18 protein-coding genes are annotated in these 18,600 nt (G+C 67.1%); 9 read left to right on the top strand and 9 right to left on the bottom strand.

Translation table 11 applies throughout. The features are described 5' to 3' along the window. Positions 1–97 precede the first annotated feature (97 nt). Complete coding sequence (locus DOM41_RS03425; RefSeq protein WP_110685451.1) at positions 98–811, top strand: DUF4396 domain-containing protein; 714 nt, start codon at positions 98–100, stop codon at positions 809–811. 4 nt (positions 812–815) lie between these two features. Here DOM41_RS03425 and DOM41_RS03420 read toward each other — a convergent pair whose 3' ends face one another. Beyond that, positions 816–1,679 carry an NAD(P)-dependent oxidoreductase gene (locus tag DOM41_RS03420; RefSeq protein ID WP_110685450.1) on the bottom strand — a complete coding sequence of 288 codons (864 nt, stop codon included), beginning with the start codon at positions 1,677–1,679 and terminating at the stop codon, positions 816–818. 184 nt (positions 1,680–1,863) lie between these two features. Here DOM41_RS03420 and DOM41_RS17740 point away from each other — a divergent pair, with 184 nt between their 5' ends. Genes DOM41_RS17740 through DOM41_RS03410 form a run of 3 tightly spaced genes read left to right on the top strand, consistent with a single transcriptional unit; the run spans position 1,864 to position 3,396 of the window. Then, the gene (locus DOM41_RS17740) at positions 1,864–2,175 is read left to right on the top strand and encodes a cupin domain-containing protein (protein WP_245391724.1); all 312 of its coding nucleotides are present in this window, start codon (positions 1,864–1,866) and stop codon (positions 2,173–2,175) included. After that, positions 2,115–2,393 carry a cupin domain-containing protein gene (locus DOM41_RS17735; protein WP_245391723.1) on the top strand — a complete coding sequence of 93 codons (279 nt, stop codon included), beginning with the start codon at positions 2,115–2,117 and terminating at the stop codon, positions 2,391–2,393. Before DOM41_RS17740 ends, DOM41_RS17735 begins: the two co-directional genes overlap by 61 nt. A gap of 25 nt (positions 2,394–2,418) precedes the next feature. After that, positions 2,419–3,396, top strand: a complete 978-nt coding sequence (locus tag DOM41_RS03410) for an NAD(P)-dependent oxidoreductase (RefSeq protein WP_342588143.1) — start codon at positions 2,419–2,421, stop codon at positions 3,394–3,396. A gap of 163 nt (positions 3,397–3,559) precedes the next feature. Here DOM41_RS03410 and argC read toward each other — a convergent pair whose 3' ends face one another. The 5 genes from argC to tmpA all read right to left on the bottom strand — a co-directional run bounded on the left by argC (position 3,560) and on the right by tmpA (position 8,970). Then, positions 3,560–4,519, bottom strand: a complete 960-nt coding sequence (gene argC, locus DOM41_RS03405; RefSeq protein WP_110685448.1) for an N-acetyl-gamma-glutamyl-phosphate reductase — start codon at positions 4,517–4,519, stop codon at positions 3,560–3,562. Positions 4,520–4,689: 170 nt separating this feature from the next. Then, a complete protein-coding gene (locus DOM41_RS03400) occupies positions 4,690–5,874 on the bottom strand; it encodes a pyridoxal phosphate-dependent aminotransferase (protein ID WP_110685447.1) in 1,185 nt (394 codons plus the stop codon). 396 nt (positions 5,875–6,270) lie between these two features. Then, positions 6,271–7,200 carry an ABC transporter substrate-binding protein gene (locus DOM41_RS03395; protein WP_110685446.1) on the bottom strand — a complete coding sequence of 310 codons (930 nt, stop codon included), beginning with the start codon at positions 7,198–7,200 and terminating at the stop codon, positions 6,271–6,273. Positions 7,201–7,279: 79 nt separating this feature from the next. Further along, the gene (locus tag DOM41_RS03390) at positions 7,280–7,852 is read right to left on the bottom strand and encodes an HD domain-containing protein (protein ID WP_110685445.1); all 573 of its coding nucleotides are present in this window, start codon (positions 7,850–7,852) and stop codon (positions 7,280–7,282) included. Then, a complete protein-coding gene (gene tmpA / locus DOM41_RS03385) occupies positions 7,849–8,970 on the bottom strand; it encodes a 2-trimethylaminoethylphosphonate dioxygenase (protein ID WP_110685444.1) in 1,122 nt (373 codons plus the stop codon). The genes DOM41_RS03390 and tmpA overlap by 4 nt, the downstream gene beginning before the upstream one ends. 198 nt (positions 8,971–9,168) lie before the next feature. Between tmpA and DOM41_RS03380 the strand changes: the two genes are divergently transcribed. The 4 genes from DOM41_RS03380 (at position 9,169) to DOM41_RS03365 (ending at position 12,823) form a co-directional block, all read left to right on the top strand. Further along, positions 9,169–10,179 carry a GlxA family transcriptional regulator gene (locus DOM41_RS03380; RefSeq protein WP_110685443.1) on the top strand — a complete coding sequence of 337 codons (1,011 nt, stop codon included), beginning with the start codon at positions 9,169–9,171 and terminating at the stop codon, positions 10,177–10,179. Between the two features lie 177 nt (positions 10,180–10,356). Beyond that, positions 10,357–11,238, top strand: a complete 882-nt coding sequence (locus DOM41_RS03375) for a beta-keto acid cleavage family enzyme (RefSeq protein WP_110685442.1) — start codon at positions 10,357–10,359, stop codon at positions 11,236–11,238. A 110-nt stretch (positions 11,239–11,348) separates the two neighbouring features. Then, entirely contained in the window at positions 11,349–12,320 is a 972-nt protein-coding gene (locus tag DOM41_RS03370) for a 3-hydroxyacyl-CoA dehydrogenase NAD-binding domain-containing protein (RefSeq protein ID WP_110685441.1), read from the top strand. A gap of 17 nt (positions 12,321–12,337) precedes the next feature. Next, entirely contained in the window at positions 12,338–12,823 is a 486-nt protein-coding gene (locus DOM41_RS03365) for a thioesterase family protein (RefSeq protein WP_110685440.1), read from the top strand. Positions 12,824–12,942: 119 nt separating this feature from the next. Here the strand turns inward: DOM41_RS03365 and DOM41_RS03360 are convergent, their stop codons facing one another. The 3 genes from DOM41_RS03360 to DOM41_RS03350 form a co-directional block, all read right to left on the bottom strand. Then, positions 12,943–14,187 (bottom strand): TauD/TfdA family dioxygenase, encoded by a 1,245-nt coding sequence (locus tag DOM41_RS03360; protein WP_110685439.1) that lies wholly within the window; start codon positions 14,185–14,187, stop codon positions 12,943–12,945. Positions 14,188–14,251: 64 nt separating this feature from the next. After that, complete coding sequence (locus DOM41_RS03355; protein WP_110685438.1) at positions 14,252–15,241, bottom strand: GlxA family transcriptional regulator; 990 nt, start codon at positions 15,239–15,241, stop codon at positions 14,252–14,254. A 185-nt stretch (positions 15,242–15,426) separates the two neighbouring features. Then, positions 15,427–16,878 (bottom strand): SLC13 family permease, encoded by a 1,452-nt coding sequence (locus tag DOM41_RS03350; RefSeq protein ID WP_223160922.1) that lies wholly within the window; start codon positions 16,876–16,878, stop codon positions 15,427–15,429. Between the two features lie 366 nt (positions 16,879–17,244). On the opposite strand from DOM41_RS03350, the gene DOM41_RS03345 reads away from it, so the two are divergent. Next, positions 17,245–18,588: an NfeD family protein gene (locus tag DOM41_RS03345; protein WP_245391722.1), complete on the top strand. Its 1,344-nt coding sequence runs from the start codon at positions 17,245–17,247 to the stop codon at positions 18,586–18,588. Positions 18,589–18,600: the final 12 nt, after the last annotated feature.

The following is an 18,600-nucleotide window of genomic DNA, read 5'->3' as shown; positions in this document are numbered from 1 at the left end:
GCGCAGTGAGCGTGTCGCGACTTGTCCAGGACGCCGGTGAGTTCTATACCGACGGTCGTTAACACGCTCATCATCAGTCGACAGGGAGTGACTGAGCATGCTGACCTTCGGGTCCTGGATCTGCCTGCTGGCAGGAATCGTCACGGCGATCGCGATCGCCATCGATGTCTCGAAACGCCCACAGCCCATGAAGGTCATGAACGTGACCTGGCCCATCACCGGTCTCTACATGCCGGTCATCGGCTGGTTCGCCTACCGGCGAATGGGGCGCGCGCCGCTCGTCTCGGCCCAAGCATCGCACTCTCACGGCGGCGCTCAGCACGAAGGTCACGGGGGCCACGAAGGGCATCAGCCTCACGGCGGCGACAAACCCAAGTGGCAGAGCGTGTTCGTCTCGGCGACCCACTGCGGCGGCGGCTGCACGCTGGGGGACATCATCGCCTCGCCCCTCGCCACGCTCACCGGATTCGCGTTACTCGGCTCGAGCGTCGTCGGTCATTTCGCGCTGGCCTTCGTCTGCGCCTATCTCTTCGGCGTGCTGTTTCAATATCTGCCGATTCGCGCGATGAGCGACGCTGGTCGCGGCGAGGCGCTGAAGAACGCGATCAAGGCCGATACGCTCTCGCTGATCGCCTTTCAGACCGGCATGTACCTGTGGATGCTGATCGCGCTGCAGCTCTGGCTGGCGGAGATAACCGCCTTCAGCGTCTCGTTCTGGTTCATGATGCAGATCGCCATGCTGGTCGGCTTCGTCACTTCCTATCGGGCTAACTGGCTGCTGATCGATCGCGGCATCAAGCACGGGATGTGAGCGGTCAGCGGTCCTGCGGCCCGGTTTGGGTCATCAGCGGGGCGATAAGGCGCTCGAGTTCGTCGTCGGCATCCCCCAACTGCTCGTAGAGCGCGGCAAATCCTTCGAAGGTGCTGCGCCCTGCCGGGTTGTGATTGAGCGGATCGCTGTCGTCGAGAAAGTCGGCAATTTCACGCATTTCGGGGTGCCAGCGCCATGCCTTCGGCAGCATGTCAGGAATGCCCTCGTCGATTCGGGTGACCACCTCCGGCAGACGCTCGGTGAGTTCATCGCGCAGGGCGCTGCCGGCACCGCTGCGGGCAGCGGCGATAAGCATCATCGTGGTCAGGGCGGTCATACCCTTGTTGATGCCGGCAAAGCAGAGCTTGAGCGCCGAGGCGCTGCCGCAGCCGCCGGCGAGCGCGCGCACGTCGAGGCCGGCGTCGTTGAGCGCCGTCATCAGGTCGCTGTGCTCGCCGGCGACGTAGATTCGCGGCGTCTTTTCGGCGGATGGTGGCGGGCCGATGATGCCGCCGTCGACGAACTCGGCTCCGGCGCCGCGAATCACGTGCTCTATGCGCGAAAGCGTGGCGGTGCTGACGGCATTGAGGTCGCAGTAGACCGGCGGTGTCGGGGCCGATGCCAAGTGGGGGGCAAGCGAGACGGCCAGCGCTTCGGCTTCCGCCGGCGGCACTACCGACAGCAGCAGTGAGGCGCGCATGAGTTCGTCGAGGTCGACGTCGCGCATGCCGGCGTCGCGGGCGCGGGTGACGCTTGCGTCGCTGCGACCGACCAGTGACGTGATGACCTCGACGCCATGATCGGTCAGGCGGCGAGCGATGGCGGCTCCCATGGCGCCGGGAGCAAGCAGAGCAACGGTCGTGGGCATCGGAAACACTCCGTGTCGAAAACGGTGACCCCGCGAGGCGGCAAGACGTACCGGCGCGGACGTGAAGACACTATCGTCCACCCGACGGCGAATCACTATCCCGATGATCGGCGGGCCGTAAGGGAAGCGTCGAGTCGGTGCAGCCGCCGCCGCCCGTTCTTTTGACTCGCGACGAGGTTCGAACATGATGCAGATCCCATTGTCACCCCCGACGCCGGAGGTTCTTACCTTCGGGTCCGATACGACGCACGGCGTTCCCAATTCGCCGCTGCCGGTGCTGATCCACCGGCGGGTCTTCGACCCGGCGGCGCTCGATGCCTCGATGCTCGCCGAGCGCTTCGAGAAACGCTTTACGCAGCATGGCTGGCGGCCCGAGTGGCGCTACGGCCTGTTCGATTTCGATCACTTCCACTCCACCGCCATGAGGCGCTCGGGGTGTTTCGCGGCCAGGCCCGAGCGCGACTCGGTGGTCCGGCTGGCGAGGAGATCGAGCTAGACGCCGGCGACGTGCTGATCCTGCAGGCGGGCGTCGGCCACGCCTGCCTGCAGGACGAAGGCGGCTTCTCGATGGTCGGCGCCTACCCGCCCGGCCAGCGCTGGGAGGTCGAACGCGGCGACCCGAAAGCCCTTGCGGCCGCCACGGCGCGCGTCGCCGCGGTGGCGCTGCCGGAAGACGACCCGGTCGGCGGTGATCTGCTAAGTCACTGGCGCTGACGTACTGGGAGGGTCGCTGGGTTGAATCCTGCGCGTTTCGTCTATAGTTAGCCGCCTACACGTTACGTGGGATAGTCAATCAGTCAGGCAATCAGGGAGTCGATCGATGTCGCAGGAAGAGCAGATGAATCGAGAAGTGAGCGTCGCGGTACTCGGCCTGGGCGCGATGGGGCACGCCTTCGCGGACAACCTCGTCGCCGCAGGCTACCGGGTCTCGGTATGGAACCGCTCGCCCGGCAAGGCCAGCGACCTCGTCGACAAGGGCGCCAGGCTGGCGAACTCGCCGGCGGAAGCGGTGGCGGGGTGTCAGGCGGTGATCACCATGCTGCCGGACCTCGACGTCACTCGCGAGGTGCTGATGGGGCACGACGGGGCGCTCGGCGCGATGTCGAGCGAGGCGGTACTGATCCAGATGGGGACGCTAGGCGTGGTCGAGACCGAGCGGCTGATCGACGGCGTGGCGGCGGCCCGCGGCGACGTCGTCTTCATCGACGCGCCGGTCTCCGGGACCAAGGCGCCGGCACAGCAGGGTAGCGTCTCCGTGCTCGCCAGCGGTGATCGCGAACGCGCCGGCAGCCTCGTCGAGCCGATCTTCGACGTGCTCGGGGCGCAGACTCACTGGCTGGGCGAGGCCGGGCAGGGCGCGCGCATGAAGGTGGTGGTCAACGCCTGGTTGATCGCCATGATGCAGGGCATTGCCGAGACGGCGCGGCTGGCGGATACCCAGGGCATTGCGCCGGAAACGCTGTGGTCGGTGCTGGAGGGCGGCCCGCTGGCGGTGCCTTACATGAAGGGCAAACTGGATGCGATCTCTGGCGAGAACTTCGACCCGCAGATGGCGCTGCAGTGGGGCCTGAAAGATGCCGGCCTGGCACTCGAGGCGGGCAGGAACACGGCGCTGCCCTCGCTTTCGCAGATCCGCAACCTGTGGGCCGATGCCGTCGACGACGGCTACGCCGAGCAGGATATCGCAGCGATCTACGCCTACCTCAAGCAGCGCTAGCGCTGAGACACCGGCAGCGGCGGCTGCCGGCTGCCTCCGTGAAGCGGCGACGCAACGCGCACTCAATGACACGCCCCGACGTCTGCGTCTCTCGCCGACGTCGGGGCGTCGTCAGGTTCCGCCTCGGAACGTGGATCTCAAGCCGCAGACCTAGACCTAGAGCTCAGACGGTGAGACCGGTGGCCTCGTCGAGCCCGAGGTGAACGTTCATGTTCTGCACCGCGGCGCCGGCGGCGCCCTTGCCCAGGTTGTCCAGCCGCGAGACCAGCGTCAGCCGCTCGGCGTTGCCGAAGACGAACAGTTCCACCCGGTTGGTCTCGTTGCAGGCCTGCGGGTCGAGGAAGCCGGCGTCGAGATTGGCCTCATCCGCGAACGGCATCACCCGGACGAAGGGCTCGTCGGCGTAGTGCCGGCGATACGCCGCGAGCAGCGCCTCGGCGTCGGCGCCACTCTCGAGCTGGCTGACAGCCAGCGGTACCGTGACCGACAGCCCCTTGAGATAGGGCCCGACAATGGGCGAGAAGACCGGCTGGGCGGCGAGTCCGGTGTGGCGCTGCATCTCCGGCAGATGCTTGTGGCTCTGGCCCATCGCGTAGGGGCGCGGTGCCATCAGCCGCCCTTCGGTGTCGGCTTCGTAGTCGGCGATCATCTTTTTACCGCCGCCGCTGTAGCCCGTCAGCGAGAAGGCCGAGAGCGGCGTCTCGGGGGAGAGCAGGCCCGCGTCGATCAGCGGCCGCACCAGCAGGATGAAGGCGCTGGCATGACACCCGACATTGGCGATGCGCTTGCTGGCGCGGATCGCGTCGCGCTGGCCGGCGACGAGCTCCGGCAGGCCGTAGACCCAGGCGTCATCGGTCCGAAACGCGCTGCTGGCATCGATCAGGCAGGTGTCGGGGTTGTCGACCAGCGCCGCGGCCTCGCGGGAGGCGGCGTCGGGCAGACAGAGAAAGGCGACGTCGGCGGCGTTGAGCAGCCGCGCGCGCTCTGCCGTGTCACGGCGCTTGTCGCTGTCGATGCGCAGCAGCTCGATGTCGCTACGCTGATTGAGATAGTCGAACAGACGAAGACCGGTAGTGCCTTCCTGGCCGTCGACGTAGACCTTGAACGGTGTCTGCTGGGTCATGCGCAAAATCTCGTATGTCTGCCTGACGATTGACGAATCGAGCGGCTGGGGGCCCCATATTGTGCGGATTTCGCTTTCGCTTGTCATGCCGCCCGGGGCTGCACCGACGGCGGTGTGGCGGGCCTAGAGTGTGCGGACCTAGCGTGTGGTGGGCCTAGCGTGTGGCGGCCCTAGAGAGTGACAGGACATGCTCTGGCACAGCGCTCCAGGCGACGGCATGCCTCGCGCAGCGTTGCCACGTCCGCGGTGAGACTCACGCGGATGAACCCGGCGGCGGCGGGGCCGAACGCCTCCCCGGCGAGTACCGACACGGCGTGATCGTCGAGTAGGCGATCGGCGAAGGCCTGGGCGCTCAGACCGGTGGCGCGGATGTCCACCATCATGAACATGCCGGCGGCCGGCGTCAGGGTGCTCACCACGTCGCTCGAGGCCAGCGTTTCGACCACCGCATCGCGGCGTGCCCGGTAGGTTTCCCGCATGGTGTCGAGCTCACCGTGCGGCTCGGCCAGCGCGGTGATCGCTGCGTCCTGCACGAAGGGCGGGCTGCCGTACAGCATGCAGAGCGCCAGATTGACCAGGTGGCCGATGAGTGTCCTGGGGGCGACCACCCAGCCCAGTCGCCAGCCGGTCATGGCGTGGGACTTCGACAGGCTGCCGATGACGGCAGTGCGCTCGGCCATGCCGGGCAGCGCGTCCGGACTGCCCGCTTCGCCGTCAAAGATCAGGTCCGCGTAGACCGCGTCGACGACCAGCCAGAGATCGTGCTCCCGGCAGAGCGTGGCGATCGCCTCCCAGCGCTCGCGGTCGAGACAGTGCCCGGTCGGGTTGTGGGGACTGTTGATCAACAGGGCGCGGGTACGCGGGGTGATCGCCGCGGCGAGATCCGCTGGCCGCGGCAAAAAGGCCTCTTCCGCTCGCAGGCCGACCCAGGTTGGCGTGGCACCGGTCGCACGGACCGCCGCCTCGTAGGTGACGTAGGCGGGCTGGGGCACGATGACCTCGTCACCGGCGTCGAGCAGACACTGCAGCGTGGCGTAAAGCCCACACTGGGCGCCGGCAAGCACCATGACATTCTCTGCGTCCACGCCAGCGTGCCCGCCGCGCCGGCGGTGGTCCGCGGCGATCTGCTGGCGCAGCGCCGCCTTGCCCTGTACATGGGCATAGTGCGTGCCGCCGCTGCGCAGGCTGGTGACGGCGGCCTCGACGATCGGCGTCGGGGTGTCGAAGTCCGGGTCACCCACGGAGAGCAGGATGATCGCCTCGCCGGCGGCCTCTCGCGCCTTGGCGCGAAAGTGAATGTTCCAGGCGCTTGCGCCCTCACCGGCGATGCGCTGGGTCAAGCTCGAGTAGTGCATGATCGATCCGCCACGGTTTTCGCTCCAGCCTAGCGATGTCTGGGACGCATGAATAGCGATGTCTCGGACGCCTGAATCGCGATGTCGCGGGAGCGGGAACGGGAACGGGAACGGCAAGGATCAGAGACGCGTCGCGACGACAGCCTGACCCTCAGGCGAAAGGGGGTATCGCTCGAGCGGGCTGGGGGCTTTCGAGAGACGGTGGGAAGAGTCGCGGGGTGGCTCGGGGTGGCTCGGGGTGGCGCGGAGTGGCTCGGGGTGGCGCGGAGTGGCTCGGGGTGGCGCGGGCAAGGTGCCGTGAGACGCCGGGGCCGTCAGGGGCAACGACGGGAAGACGACGCGAGCGACGGGGGCGAACCCCGTCCACTCGCGGATCGGTTACGCGGCAAGCGTGGTCTAGTCGAGCGCGGCGCGGACGGCGTCCAGCCCGGGTTCGCCGTCACGCGTGGTGACGCCATCGAGAAATTCGGCGACGCGCTGCGGATGGGCCTGGAGCCAATCGCGGGCGACGGTCTCGGCGCTACGGTTCTGGCGGCCGTAGCCGTCGATGAACTCGCTCTGCTCGTCGGCGGTGAGACGAAACTGCTCGAGCAGCTGGCGCAGGTTCGGATGGGCATCCACGAAGTCGGCGTTGGCGATGGTGAGGACGTCGCTTCGTCCGTTGTTCGGGCCGTAGACCGACTCGGAATCATCGAGGATGTGCATGTCGTAGGCGGGCGCCATCCAGTGCGGTGTCCAGCCGTACCAGACGATCCAGCGCTTGTCGTTGACGGCGGCGTCGACCTCGGAAAGCATGCCCGGGGTCGAGGATTCGAGAACCTGCCAGTCGCCGAGGCCGTAGGTGTCATTGTCGACCGCACCGTGGATGAACTCGCTGACGGTGGAACCGGATTCGATGGAGTAGAAGCGGGCGTCGAAGCGATCGCGGTGGGCGTCGAGATCCTCGGCGTGGGTGATACCGGCGTCATAGACGTAGCCCGGCACCGCAAACCCCATGCGAGCGCCGGTGATGTTGGTGCCCAGATCCTCGACCTTGCCGCTCTCCATGGCGCGGTCATAGCTCTCCTGCTGCGCTGGCATCCAGCCGCCGAGAAAGACGTCGCTATCGCCGGACATCAGCGTTTGATAGCCGACCGTGCTGCTCACTTCCTGATTGGCGCCGGTGTAACCGAGCGGCTCGATCAGCTGCTCGAGGATCTCGGTCTTGACGGTGACGCCAGGCCACGGTGGCACCACGAAGTTGATGTTCTCCGCCTCGTCGGCGGCGAGGGCGGAGAACGACAGCGGGATGAGCGCAGTGGCAAGCAGGTAATGGCGTTTCGTCATGGTCACTCCAGTTTGTGAGTTATCGATAGTGGGTGGTGATCACGGTTCGCGTGGGTTCGTCCCGCGCGATATCAACGGCTCACTCGGCCGATACCGTCGGCATGCCGCCAAAGGGCGCGCGGCCGAGAACGCGCTCGAGCGCGGGCCGAAAGTGCTCGAGGGGGTAGGTATCGTACGCGGGATCGAAGGAGGTCTGATCCCATTCGTCGCAGAAGCGCACGGTGCGAGCGTAGGCGGGGTGATCTTGGTAGGCGTCCCGGGCGTGACGGTCGAGGCCGTAGTATTGGCGGTAGTGATAGCCCTGGAACAGCTCGTGGTGGCGCACCATCCAGAGATTGAGCGGGTCGACGAAGGGCTCGAGGATCGCCGCCGCAATCTCGGCGTGGTTGTCGGGGGCGAGATCGTCGCCGATGTCGTGGAGCAGGGCGCAGACGATGGTCTCGTCGTCGGCGCCGGCGCGCTCGGCGCGGGTCGCGGTCTGCAGGCAGTGGGTGTAGCGATCGACGGGATAGCCGTGGGTATCCCCCTTGAGTCGCTCGAGATGAACCAGCACGCGGGGAATCACCCCGTCGCGGTAGTCGCGGAAATGGTCGTCGATGCGGCGCCAGTCATCGACCTGCGCCTCGTCGAAACGGGTGAAGTCGGCACTCATGAAGCACGCTCCTGAAAATGGGGGGGAAGACTCTGACGTTTGAGCGTCAGTCGCCGGCTGGCGGTGGTGTCGCGGTCGACGTAGCCCTGGCGCAGATGGCGGACGCCTTGAGTCAGGGTGAAGGCGGTGCGCCCGTGGAGCAGGCGGTAATTGTCCATGATCAGCATTTCGCCGGGGGCGAGCTTGGGCGTTAGCGTCATCTCTGGCGCGGTGATCAGCGAAAAGAACTGCTGGCGGGCGGCGTAGTAGCGCTCGAGTGTCGCCGGTTCGAGCGCCGGTGTGCGCTCGGTGCGGTTGCTGAAGCGCACCCGGAAGATGTCGCCGCGGGCGTCGAGCTCGATCAGCGGACCCTCGCTTTCCAGGTGCGTGTCGTCGTCGACGTAGCGAAAATGGGTGGGCGTGCGCGTCAAGATATCGAAGGCTGCCGGGTCGCTCTCGCGCAGCCGCTCGGCGGCCTGGAAACCATCGGCCAGCGTACTGTCTCCGCCGCTGTCGGCGTTGCTCAGACAGTGCAGCCAGATATAGCCGGGGATGGGGTCGCGATAGGGGTTGTCGGTGTGAGGCTCGAGCCCGCGCTGGGTCATGGTCAGATCGAAGGCGTCCGCTACCGATTTGACGTCGGCGACGCCACCCCAGTTGGTGCGGCGAAGCGGGCCGAGGCGTGCAACCAGAGGAAGCATGCCATCGTCCTCTAGCGGCACGCCGCGCACCTTGGCCACGCCCAAGCGCTCGAGATCCTCGAGCATCGTCAGCAGCGCCGTGTCGTCGGCAACGGCCTCCTCGAACGTCACCTCGGGGATCGCGGTGAGAGTGGCGTCCCAGAGGGTACGCGGCTCACGCGGGGCGGGCAGCAGCTCGGCGACCGGGAAGGTGGTCGCGTGGCCGTCGCTGAAGCCGATGTGCAGGTGCGTGGCGTCATAGTCCAGCGACGCAATGGCGAGATCCAGCGGCAGGGCGGCGGCTTCGATCAGCCGCTGGCCGGTGCGCGGATCCAGTGTCTGCGGGTCCGGGGCACGCTCGCGCAGCCAGAGCGCGTGAAGGCGTCGCTCGGCGGTGCGGTCGACGACGCGCAGCTCGCGGGCGCCCGTCTCGGGAATGATCTCGGCATACAGGGGCATGGCACTCTCCGCGGTCGGGTGGACGCTATCCGGTCAGTGGGTGTTATCCGGTCAGTCGGCGGTATCCCGCGGCGCCGTTTGATTGGCGCGCTTCAGCGGTGGCTGCCCGGGCGCACTCCACTCTAGGGTCGCGTGAGGGTAGAGAGTTGATACTTTTGGCCATATCCTTGTGTTTTTTGCACCTGCCGAAGAGGAATCATGGACGTCTCGACGCCGGAATGGCTCTATCCGCGCCCCGACCTGCCCCCCGTGCTCGACCCGAAAGAGGCGGATGTCACCATCAATCTGTGGCTTCTGCCCAAGTTCTCCATGCTCACGCTCTACTCGCTGCTGGAACCGCTGCGCGTTGCCAACCGATTCGGACGAGCGCTGTTCGCCTGGCGGCTCTTTTCCGGTGACGGCGGGGCGGTGACGGCGAGCAACGGTGTCTCGGTGGACGTCGACGCGGCGCTGGACGCCGCTGGCGTCTACGACAACCTGCTGGTGGTCGCCTCCTACGACGCCGAAGCGACGGTGCGTCACGCCCAGTGGGCGGTACTGCGCCAGGTCGCCGCCCACGGCGGGCTTCTCGGCGCGCTGGACACCGGCGCTTTCATCCTCGCCCGAGCCGGTCTGCTCGAAGGGTTCGAGGTCGCGCTGCACTGGGAGAGCCATGCGGCGTTCGTCGAGGAGTTTCCGACGCTGACGCTGAGCGAAGCGGCCTATCGCTTCGATCGCCAGCGACTCACCGGCGGAGGGGGTGCCTCCAGCCTCGACCTGATGCTGGCGCTGATCGAGCGCGAGTTCGGCGCCAACCTTGCCGCCGCCGTCAGCCGTCAGCTAATCCATTTGCGCCGTGACGATACCACCGCAAGTCTTGCGCGGATCGAGTCCGACCCGCGGCCAAGAAGCGTGCGCCGCGCCGAGTCGGTGATGGAGGCGAACCTCTTCCAGCCGCTGTCGATCCCCGAGATCTGTCGTCGGGTGGGACAGTCCCAGCGTCAGCTCAATCGGCTGTTCCATCAGCACTGCGGTGAGACGATCAAGGCGCGCTACCTTTCGCTGCGCCTGGACCGGGCCCGCCAGCTGCTGGCCGACAGCCGCATCAGCGTCACCCAGGCCGCGCTGGCCGCGGGATTCGGCCAGCCGGCGCACTTTTCACGCGTCTACCGGGAGCGATTCGGCGAGTCGCCTAGAATGACAGCGACGCGGGGCCAGCGCCGGTCCTGAAGGAACGGGGTTACCGCGCGGCGCGATGCCGGCGGCGGATAGCGTCGGAAAGCGTCAAAATGGCGTCGTCTGGTGTTAAGTGACGGGCGAGATGGGCGCCGACAATGAGCGCCAACTTGATGCCCTGACGGCATCCGATTCGCTCTGCGCCTAGTGCGCTCCGACGGGAGAGCCTCGATGAATTCCAATGTCATTCTCACCTGCGCCGTTACCGGCGCCGGCGACACCGCCCACAAGCACCCTGACCTGCCGGTCACACCGAGCCAGATCGCCACGAGCGCCATCGACGCCGCTCGCGCCGGTGCCAGCATCGTTCACCTGCACGTTCGCGACCCGGAAACCGGCGGGATCAGCCACTCGCTCGATCATTTCCGCGAAGTGGTCGAGCGCATTCGCGAATCCGACGTCGACGCGGTGATCAACATTACCGCCGGCGGCGGCGGCGATCTCTTCCCCGAGATCCGCAACGGCGTGATTCACGGCGGCGAAGGCACCGATCTGCAGACGCCGGCCGAGCGTCACGAGCCGGTGGGCGCGCTGCTGCCTGAGCTCTGCACGCTGGACTGCGGCAGTCTCAACTTCGGCGACATGGTCTACCTCAACAGCGCTGAGTGGCTGCGCGAGCACGCTCGCCTGATCCAGCAGGCCGGGGTCAAACCGGAGCTCGAGTGCTTCGATCTCGGCCACGTCTGGTTCGCGCGTCAGCTCATCGACGAGGGGCTGATCGACGGTGATCCGCTGTTCCAGCTCTGCCTGGGAATCCCCTGGGGCGCCGAGGCGGATACCGAAACGATGTTGGCGATGCGCAACAAGCTGCCTGCCAACGCCATCTGGTCCGCTTTCGGCATCGGGCGTCAACAGTTCCCGATGGCGGCGCAGGCCGCGCTGCTGGGCGGACACATGCGTGTCGGCCTGGAGGACAACCTCTATCTGAGCAAAGGGGTCTTCGCCAGCAACGCCCAGCTGGTCGAGCGCGCGGCAACGCTGGTCGAGAACCTCGGCGGCAAGGTGCAGACGCCGCAGCAGACCCGGGAGTCGCTGGGGCTTCGCGCGGTCTGAGGCCATTTTGGCCTTCTCCTTCTCACGCCGCTGCGGCGGCGTTCGCGCCTTTCCCACGGCGTCGCGACCGTCACCGCGGCGCCCTGATGCATCCGAATTCGAGAGACTTCATGAGTGAATCGACCCTTCCCCGCCGCGTCGCCGTCATCGGCACCGGCGTCATCGGTAACGGCTGGATCGCCCGCGCACTGGCGGCAGGCTGTCACGTCACCGCCTTCGATCCGGACCCGGCGGCACCGGCGCGCACCCGGGCTTTCGTCGCCCGCGCCTGGCCGTCGCTCGAACGTCTCGGCCTCGCCGAGGACGCCGATGCCTCCGCGCTGACCTTCGCCGAGACGCTGTCCGCGGCGGTGGAGGGTGCCGAGCTGATCCAGGAAAACGTGCCCGAACGGCTCGCGCTCAAGCACGACGTGCTGAGTCAGCTCGACGCGCTCGCCGACGTTGATGTCGTGATCGGCTCGTCGACTTCCGGCATCAAGCCCAGCGACCTGCAGTCGGCCTGTCCGCGGGCGCCCGGCCGGGTGATCGTGGCGCACCCCTTCAATCCGGTCTATCTGCTGCCGCTGGTGGAGCTGGTCGGCGGCGAGCAGACCGGGCAGGCGACGCTCGAGCGCGCCCAGGCGCAGTACGCGGCGCTTGGCATGCGCCCGCTGGTGGTTCGTCGTGAGATCGAAGGTCACGTCGCCGACCGGCTGATGGAAGCGCTCTGGCGCGAAGCGCTGCACCTGGTCAACGACGGTGTCGCCACCACCGAGGAGATCGATGCCGCCGTGGTCTACGGTTGCGGTCTGCGCTGGTCGCTGATGGGCACCTTTCTGACTTTCCACCTGGCCGGTGGCGAGGGGGGCATGCGCCACATGCTTCATCAGTTCGGCCCGGCGCTGAAGCTGCCGTGGACGAAACTCGAGGCCCCCGAGCTGACCGAGACGCTGATCGACAGGGTGGCGGACGGCTGCGAGCATCAGGCCGCCGGGCGCAGCGTTGCGGAACTGGAGACACGGCGCGACGCCTTTCTTACCGAGCTCTTGGAACTCACCCAGAAGTACTGGCCGGAAGCCGAAGGGCTCAAGGGTCGTATTTGATCGACGAGGCGCATTTGATGAGCACATCCCACGCTGCAGTGCCGGCCGACCGGCTGCTCGAGACCCGGGTCGAGGATGCCTGGGTCGACTACAACGGCCACATGAACGATGCCGAGTACGCCCGGGTCTTCTCGCTCGCGGTGGAAGCGCTGATGGACGCAATCGGTCTCGACGAGGCCGGTCGTGCCGAGCAGGGCTATACCCTCTATACCCTCGAGACCCATCTCTGCTATCGCCAGCAGGCGTATCGCGGCGAGAGGCTCGGCGTCGAGTTCGTGCTGCTCGACGTCGATGCCAAGCGATTGCATACGTTCTTCACGCTGCGCAACGCCGATGGCGAACTGCTGGCCACCAGCGAGCAGATGCTGATGGGCATCGACGTGACCCGCGAGCGGCCCGCGCCGTTCCCGGCGTCGGTGGCGAGTGCGATCGAGCGTCAACCGCGGGCGGGCGGCGAGTGGCCTTCCGCAGCGGGGCGCCGCATCGGCATCCGTCGCAGCTAGCGAACCGCGCCTGCGAAGGCAGGCCCGCCGCCCGGATGTCGGCCCGCTGACACAAAAAACCCCGCCAATCGGCGGGGTTTTTCGTGAGTGATCGCTACCTGACGATAGCGGTCAGGATCTCAGGCGAGACGCCCCCGGCGCTCAGCGCGCTTGAGCATGCGCAGTCTCGAGCGCAGTTCGTCGCGTTCGAGATAGCAGCCCTGCAGCCAGCGGCTACCGCCGGTACCGGCGTCGAAGGCGTCGCGGGCATGAAGCAGTCGGCGATTGTCGAAGATCACCAGATCCCCCGGGGCATAGCCGAAGCGCAGCGCGAATTGGGGCTCGGCGAGTAGCCGCTGCACGGCCATCAGCGCCGCATAGGCCGGCTCGACGTCCTCGAAGGGGGCGAGCAGCGGCCCGCGCAGGAAGTCGGCGATGCGCACCTCGTCGAGTTCGCCCTCGCCGTCCAGCCCGATCATCGGCGCGAACCAGACGTGATCGCTGGTGCGGGCGGTGTTGGCATAGCACCAGCGCACCCGAGTGAGCGTCTCGAAGTGCTCGGGGTGGCGCGCCCGCAGCGTCTCGGCCACGGCGAAGCCATCCATCATGATCGCCTCGCCGCCGACGGTATCGTTCTCCAGACAGTGCAGCATCTGCACCCCCGGCTGGTACTCCCGTGTGGGCAGGTCGACATGAGGCGCCAGGGCGATCGAGGTGTAGGCGTTGGAGTCCGGATCGGGCTTGGCCCGGACGTCGAACAGATGGCCGAAATTGGTCGGCCGGGGCGGGCCGATTCGGCGGGCGATGGCGTCGAGGCTGCCCGGTTCCACGGGCAGGTTGCGCAGCCGCACCAGACCCTCGCGAAGCACGGCGTCCAGCGCCTGGCTCAGCAGCGGGTCCTCGGCCTGCGGGTCGCTCGCCTGGGCCATCCAGCCGCTGGCATCGAGCGTGGTGGGGGCATCGCGTTCGCTGCCGAGCCAGTGAACCCGTGGGGGCAGCACCGCCGGCAGCGCCTCGAGGTGGCTATAGTCGTGGGCGCGCAGCCAGCCGGGATGAAAGGCGAGTCGGCGGCCTTCGGGGGCGAAATCCAGCGTCACCGCGCCGTTCGCCTCGAGCTGCGCCGCCTCCAGCGTGGGCCAGGCACCGAGCCGCGAAAGATCGAGTATGCGCTCGCGGGTCGCCGGATTGACGGTGCTGTCGTCGGCGGCGTTCTCGCGCAGCCACACGCTGTGGTAGCGACTCTTGCGGCCATCTGCCCACTCCACCTCGAGCTGGTGCGGGGTGACGTCGAGTCGGACGATATCGACCTCGACCGGCCAGACGTCGTAGTCGGGCGTGGGGGGTAGCGGCATCGCGTCGGATCGGCCGGCAGCGTCGTGGGTCATGCGGTGCTCCAGTGGGGTGAGACGTGACTCAAGGCTCCCCCATCGCGGCGGCCGAAACCCGCGGTTATTGGCCGTATCCTTGATCTTTTTGGTCGTGACGGCGAGCGGCGCTCGGGGCATGGCCGAAGCGGCGGCGGTAGGCGCGGGAGAAGCTCGAAGCACTCTGGAAACCGCAGCCCAGTCCGATGCTGAGAATGTCGCGGTCGGTCTCCTCGAGCAGGTGGCGAGCGCGGTCGAGACGCAGTGCCAGGTAGTAGTCTCTCGCCCGCGTACCCAGTTCGCCAAGAAAGTGGCGCTGTAGCTGACGCGGCGATAGCTGGACCCGGGCGGCGAGCTCGGTGAGCGAGAGCGGGATCTCGAGATGGCGCTCCATCAGCGCCACCGCATCGACCAGGGGGCGGCAGTGGGTGCCAAGGCGCGTGACCAGCGATAGCCGCTGCGACTCCTGTCGCGGCCTCAGACGGGCATGGACGAGCTGCTCCGCCACGGCGTTGGCCAGTGCCTCGCCGTGGCGCTGGCCGATCAGGCTCAGTGTCATCTCCATCGCGGCAGCGCCCCCGGCGCAGGTAAAGCGGCGCGCGTCGAACTCGTAGAGCGACTCCGCTGCCTCCAGATGCGGAAAGCGCTCGCGAAACCCCGGCAGACTCTCCCAGTGCAGCGTTACCCGGTGATTCTCCAGCACACCGGCTTCGGCGAGCAGCAGCGGGCCGGTGTCGATCCCGCCGAGAAAACAGCCCTCGCCGGCGCGGCGCGTAAGCCACTGCAGCAGCCGGCGCGAGAGCTGCTGCTCGGTGTCGAAGCTGGCACATACCGCCACGCTCGGCAGCGGCGGGGCGGCGTCGAGGTCGTGGTCGACCAGCAGTGTCATGTCGTTGCTGGCGGTGACCGAGTCGCCCTCGACGGCGATGAGCGTCCAGCGATAGAGCGTCTCGCCGGCGAGACGGTTGGCGATGCGCAGCGGCTCCACGGCGGCGAAGAACGCCACCATCGAAAATCGCGGTACCAGTAGAAAGCCCACCGGCTCCGGGAGTGGACCTGAGTAGTCGGGGCGCATGGGAGTCAGTTCGCCGGTCGCGTCGCCGACGAGCAGCGAGGAGTAACAGAAAGCATGGGCGAGTTCGAAGGCGTCATCGAGCAGAACCGGGTAAGGGCGTCAGCGACAGGGTACAGGCGTTGACGGGCGATGCGCACCGGCCCGAACGCCGCGTGGGCGTTCGGGCCGGCTCAGCTTGGCGAGACTCAGGGCGTGGGCAGGAACAGCGGCATCAGATAGTAGACGAACAGGGTGATGACAATGGCGCTGACCACGTTCATCGCGATGCCCGCCTGCGCCATCTGGCGGATCGAGAGGCGGCCACTGGAGAAGACCGCGGCGTTGGGCGGCGTCGAGATCGGCAGCATGAACGCACAGGTGGTTGCCAGGGCCACGCCCACCATCAGTCCCAAGGGATTGCCGGTGGTGATCGCGCCGGCGAGCCCGGCGGTGATCGGCAGCGCCATGTTGGCGGTGGCGGTGTTAGAGATGATCTCGGTGAGAAAGAGCATCAGCACGATCATGATCAGCAGCAGCCAGAAGTAGCCGATACCGTCGAGACCCTCGAGCTGCAGACTGATCCAGCCGGTCAGGTCACTCGCGCTGAAGGCAGCCGCCAGGGCCATGCCGCCGCCCCAGAGAATGAACAGCCCCCACGGGAGATCGCGCATGTCTTCCCACACCAGCAGGGCGCGTTTCTCGCGGCTCGCCGGGACGATGAACAGCGAGATCGCGGCCACCACGGCAATGATGGTGTCGTTGATTGGAAGGTCGAAGAACGGTGCCAGCCAGCCGCGCAATGCCCAGGCGGCGGCGGTGAGCCCGAAGATCACCAGTACCCGTTTCTCCTCCGGGCTCATCGGCCCGAGCGCCTTGAGCTCTTCGGCGACGAAGTTCACCTCGAGGCGCTCGTTGGGCACCTTGGCGTAGATCTGGGTCAGGTAGAAATAGAGCACTACGAGCAGCGCGAGCGACAGCGGCAGGGCGAAGATCATCCACTGCAGAAAGCTGATCTGGATGTCGAAGAACTGGGGAATCATCGCCACCACGATGCCATTGGGCACCGAGCCGATGATGGTCGCGAGCCCGCCGATGGAAGCGGAATAGGCGACGGTAAGCAGCAGCACGCGGGCGAAACCGTCGCGCTGGCCGGCGTCGAACTGGTCGCGCTCGTCGAGTTCGGCGATCAGCGCCACGGCGATGGGCAGCATCATCAGCGCGGTGGCAGCGTTGGAGATCCACATCGACAGGAAGCCCGAGGCGATCATCACGCCGAGCACGATGCTGCGCAGGCTGTTGCCGATCCGGCTGACAATCGAGAGCGCGATTCGCCGGTGCAGGTTCCAGCGCTCGATGGCGATCGCCAGAATGAAGCCGCCCATGTACATGTAGATGACCGGGTTGGCGTAGCCGACCGCCGCATCGTTGAGTGACATCACCTCGGTGAGAGGGAGCAGCACCATGGGAAGAAACGCGGTGACCGGGATCGGCACCGGCTCGGTGACCCACCACACCGCCATCCAGGCCGTCAGCGCGAGCACCGTGCGCGGTGCGGGGTCGATCAGCGATTCGGGCATCGTGACCTGAATCAGTGCAAACAGAACCGGTCCCGCCAGCAGCGTTACCCCGTGTTTCCATCCCATCGCGGCTAGCGACATCCTCAAAACTCCTCGACTGTTGTGTTCACACCTCCAGCGACGCCGGAGGTGCCCGAACCGCGAAGCGAGGCGTTTCGTGCGGTAAAGCGATGCGTCTCTGAAGGCGAAGCGCGACGTTCCGCGGGGGGGAATTGATGCTAGCACTTTGGTTTATAAGACGTTGGTCGTATGACGTGAGACTTTGGTCTAAGGCTGGAGCGTCGTCGTGGCGCATTTCCGGGACGGTCAGACCGAATGCGCTACGCTCAACTCATGGTCACTCGCGCGCTCGCCTCGTCGTCTCGATTGCGTCGCCTCCCCCTTTCGGGTTGGCGCTCGGGGCTTTGGCGATCCGGACTTTGGCGATCGGGGCTTTGGATCACGCTGATGCTGCTGGGGCTGGCGTGCGCGCTGACAGCAGTGGGGCAGTCTGCCGGGGGAAGGGCAGTCATTCTCACCCTCAATGACAGCGTGAACCCCGCGACGCGTGACTATCTCGAGCGCGGCATCCATCACGCCGAATCCGCCGCGGCGGCCGTCGTGATCATCGAAGTCGATACCCCGGGCGGGCAGGTGGAGTCGCTCCGCCGTCTGGCCCAGACGATCCTTGCCGCCGAGGTGCCGGTGGTGAGCTATGTCACCCCGAGCGGCGCTCGCGCGGCCAGCGCCGGCACCTACCTGCTCTACGCCAGCCACGTGGCGGCGATGACGCCGGGGACGCACCTGGGGTCGGCGACGCCGGTGCTGCTGGGGCAGGGCAGCGAAAGCGGGGAGGAGAACTCAGCGGCGGAAGAGGAGAGTGCCGGCGAGGTCAGCGATAGTCGCCGCAAGCGAATCGAGGATGCGGTGGCGATGATCCGCGGCTACGCCGAGCGCAACGGCCGCAACCCGGAATGGGCCGAGCGCGCGGTGCGCGAGGCAGCCAATCTCGGCGCCGAGGAGGCGCTGTCGCGCAACGTGATCGACGTCGTTGCCACCGATATCGACGATCTGCTGGCCCAGCTCGACGGCCGCGACGTCATGCTGGCCGACGGTGAGCACCGGCTGGCGACGGCGGGGCTCGACCTGACGCGTGAGGGGCCTGCCTGGCGGACCGCGTTGCTCTCTCTCATCGCCAATCCCACCGTGGCCTACGGACTGCTGCTGCTCGGCTTCTATGGGCTGGTGTTCGAGCTTGCCAGCCCCGGCCTGCTGGTGCCCGGGGTGGTGGGCGGCATCAGTCTGATGCTGGGACTTTTTGCCTTCCAGGTGCTGTCACTCGACTTCGCCGGACTGGGGCTGATCCTGCTGGGTCTGGCGATGATTGTTGCCGAGGCGTTCATTCCGAGCTTCGGTGCGCTGGGGGCGGGCGGCATTGCGGCGTTCTCGATCGGCTCCATCATGCTGATGGACGGCGCCGAAAGCTCCCTTGCCTGGCCGCTGGTCGGCGGTACCGCGGCGGTGGCGGCAGGTTTTCTGCTCTGGGGCGTGCTGCGCCTCTATCAGATGGGTCGCCATCTGCCGCGAACCGGCCGCGAGGAGATTATCGGTGCCAGCGCGGAGGCGCTCACCGACTTCACCGGTGGCCGCGGCAAGGTCCTGCTCCACGGCGAGCGCTGGCACGCGCGCAGTGAGGCCCCGGTCGCTCGCGGCGACGCCCTGCGTGTCATCGCCCTCGACGGTCTGGTGGTGACGGTAGCGCCGCCAAAGACGACGCCGGAAGCGGTGCGTCGACGCCGCACGTCCCGCTAGCGGCCCCATCGA

The sequence above is a fragment of the Salinicola aestuarinus genome (assembly GCF_003206645.1).
In the GTDB taxonomy this organism is placed as follows: Bacteria; Pseudomonadota; Gammaproteobacteria; order Pseudomonadales; family Halomonadaceae; genus Salinicola; species Salinicola aestuarinus.
Note: the sequence above shows the minus strand (reverse complement) of the source record. Positions and strands in the feature narration are given on the sequence as shown.

What these genes read in the sequence shown, in the direction of transcription:
- DOM41_RS03425 (WP_110685451.1), top strand. Translation starts at nt 98, where the DNA reads ATGCTGACCTTCGGGTCCTGGATCTGCCTGCTGGCAGGAATCGTCACG.
- DOM41_RS03420 (WP_110685450.1), bottom strand. Translation starts at nt 1,679, where the DNA reads ATGCCCACGACCGTTGCTCTGCTTGCTCCCGGCGCCATGGGAGCCGCC.
- DOM41_RS17740 (WP_245391724.1), top strand. Translation starts at nt 1,864, where the DNA reads ATGATGCAGATCCCATTGTCACCCCCGACGCCGGAGGTTCTTACCTTC.
- argC (WP_110685448.1), bottom strand. Translation starts at nt 4,519, where the DNA reads ATGACCCAGCAGACACCGTTCAAGGTCTACGTCGACGGCCAGGAAGGC.
- DOM41_RS03400 (WP_110685447.1), bottom strand. Translation starts at nt 5,874, where the DNA reads ATGCACTACTCGAGCTTGACCCAGCGCATCGCCGGTGAGGGCGCAAGC.
- DOM41_RS03395 (WP_110685446.1), bottom strand. Translation starts at nt 7,200, where the DNA reads ATGACGAAACGCCATTACCTGCTTGCCACTGCGCTCATCCCGCTGTCG.
- DOM41_RS03390 (WP_110685445.1), bottom strand. Translation starts at nt 7,852, where the DNA reads ATGAGTGCCGACTTCACCCGTTTCGACGAGGCGCAGGTCGATGACTGG.
- tmpA (WP_110685444.1), bottom strand. Translation starts at nt 8,970, where the DNA reads ATGCCCCTGTATGCCGAGATCATTCCCGAGACGGGCGCCCGCGAGCTG.
- DOM41_RS03380 (WP_110685443.1), top strand. Translation starts at nt 9,169, where the DNA reads ATGGACGTCTCGACGCCGGAATGGCTCTATCCGCGCCCCGACCTGCCC.
- DOM41_RS03375 (WP_110685442.1), top strand. Translation starts at nt 10,357, where the DNA reads ATGAATTCCAATGTCATTCTCACCTGCGCCGTTACCGGCGCCGGCGAC.
- DOM41_RS03370 (WP_110685441.1), top strand. Translation starts at nt 11,349, where the DNA reads ATGAGTGAATCGACCCTTCCCCGCCGCGTCGCCGTCATCGGCACCGGC.
- DOM41_RS03365 (WP_110685440.1), top strand. Translation starts at nt 12,338, where the DNA reads ATGAGCACATCCCACGCTGCAGTGCCGGCCGACCGGCTGCTCGAGACC.
- DOM41_RS03360 (WP_110685439.1), bottom strand. Translation starts at nt 14,187, where the DNA reads ATGACCCACGACGCTGCCGGCCGATCCGACGCGATGCCGCTACCCCCC.
- DOM41_RS03355 (WP_110685438.1), bottom strand. Translation starts at nt 15,241, where the DNA reads ATGCGCCCCGACTACTCAGGTCCACTCCCGGAGCCGGTGGGCTTTCTA.
- DOM41_RS03350 (WP_223160922.1), bottom strand. Translation starts at nt 16,878, where the DNA reads ATGTCGCTAGCCGCGATGGGATGGAAACACGGGGTAACGCTGCTGGCG.
- DOM41_RS03345 (WP_245391722.1), top strand. Translation starts at nt 17,245, where the DNA reads ATGCTGCTGGGGCTGGCGTGCGCGCTGACAGCAGTGGGGCAGTCTGCC.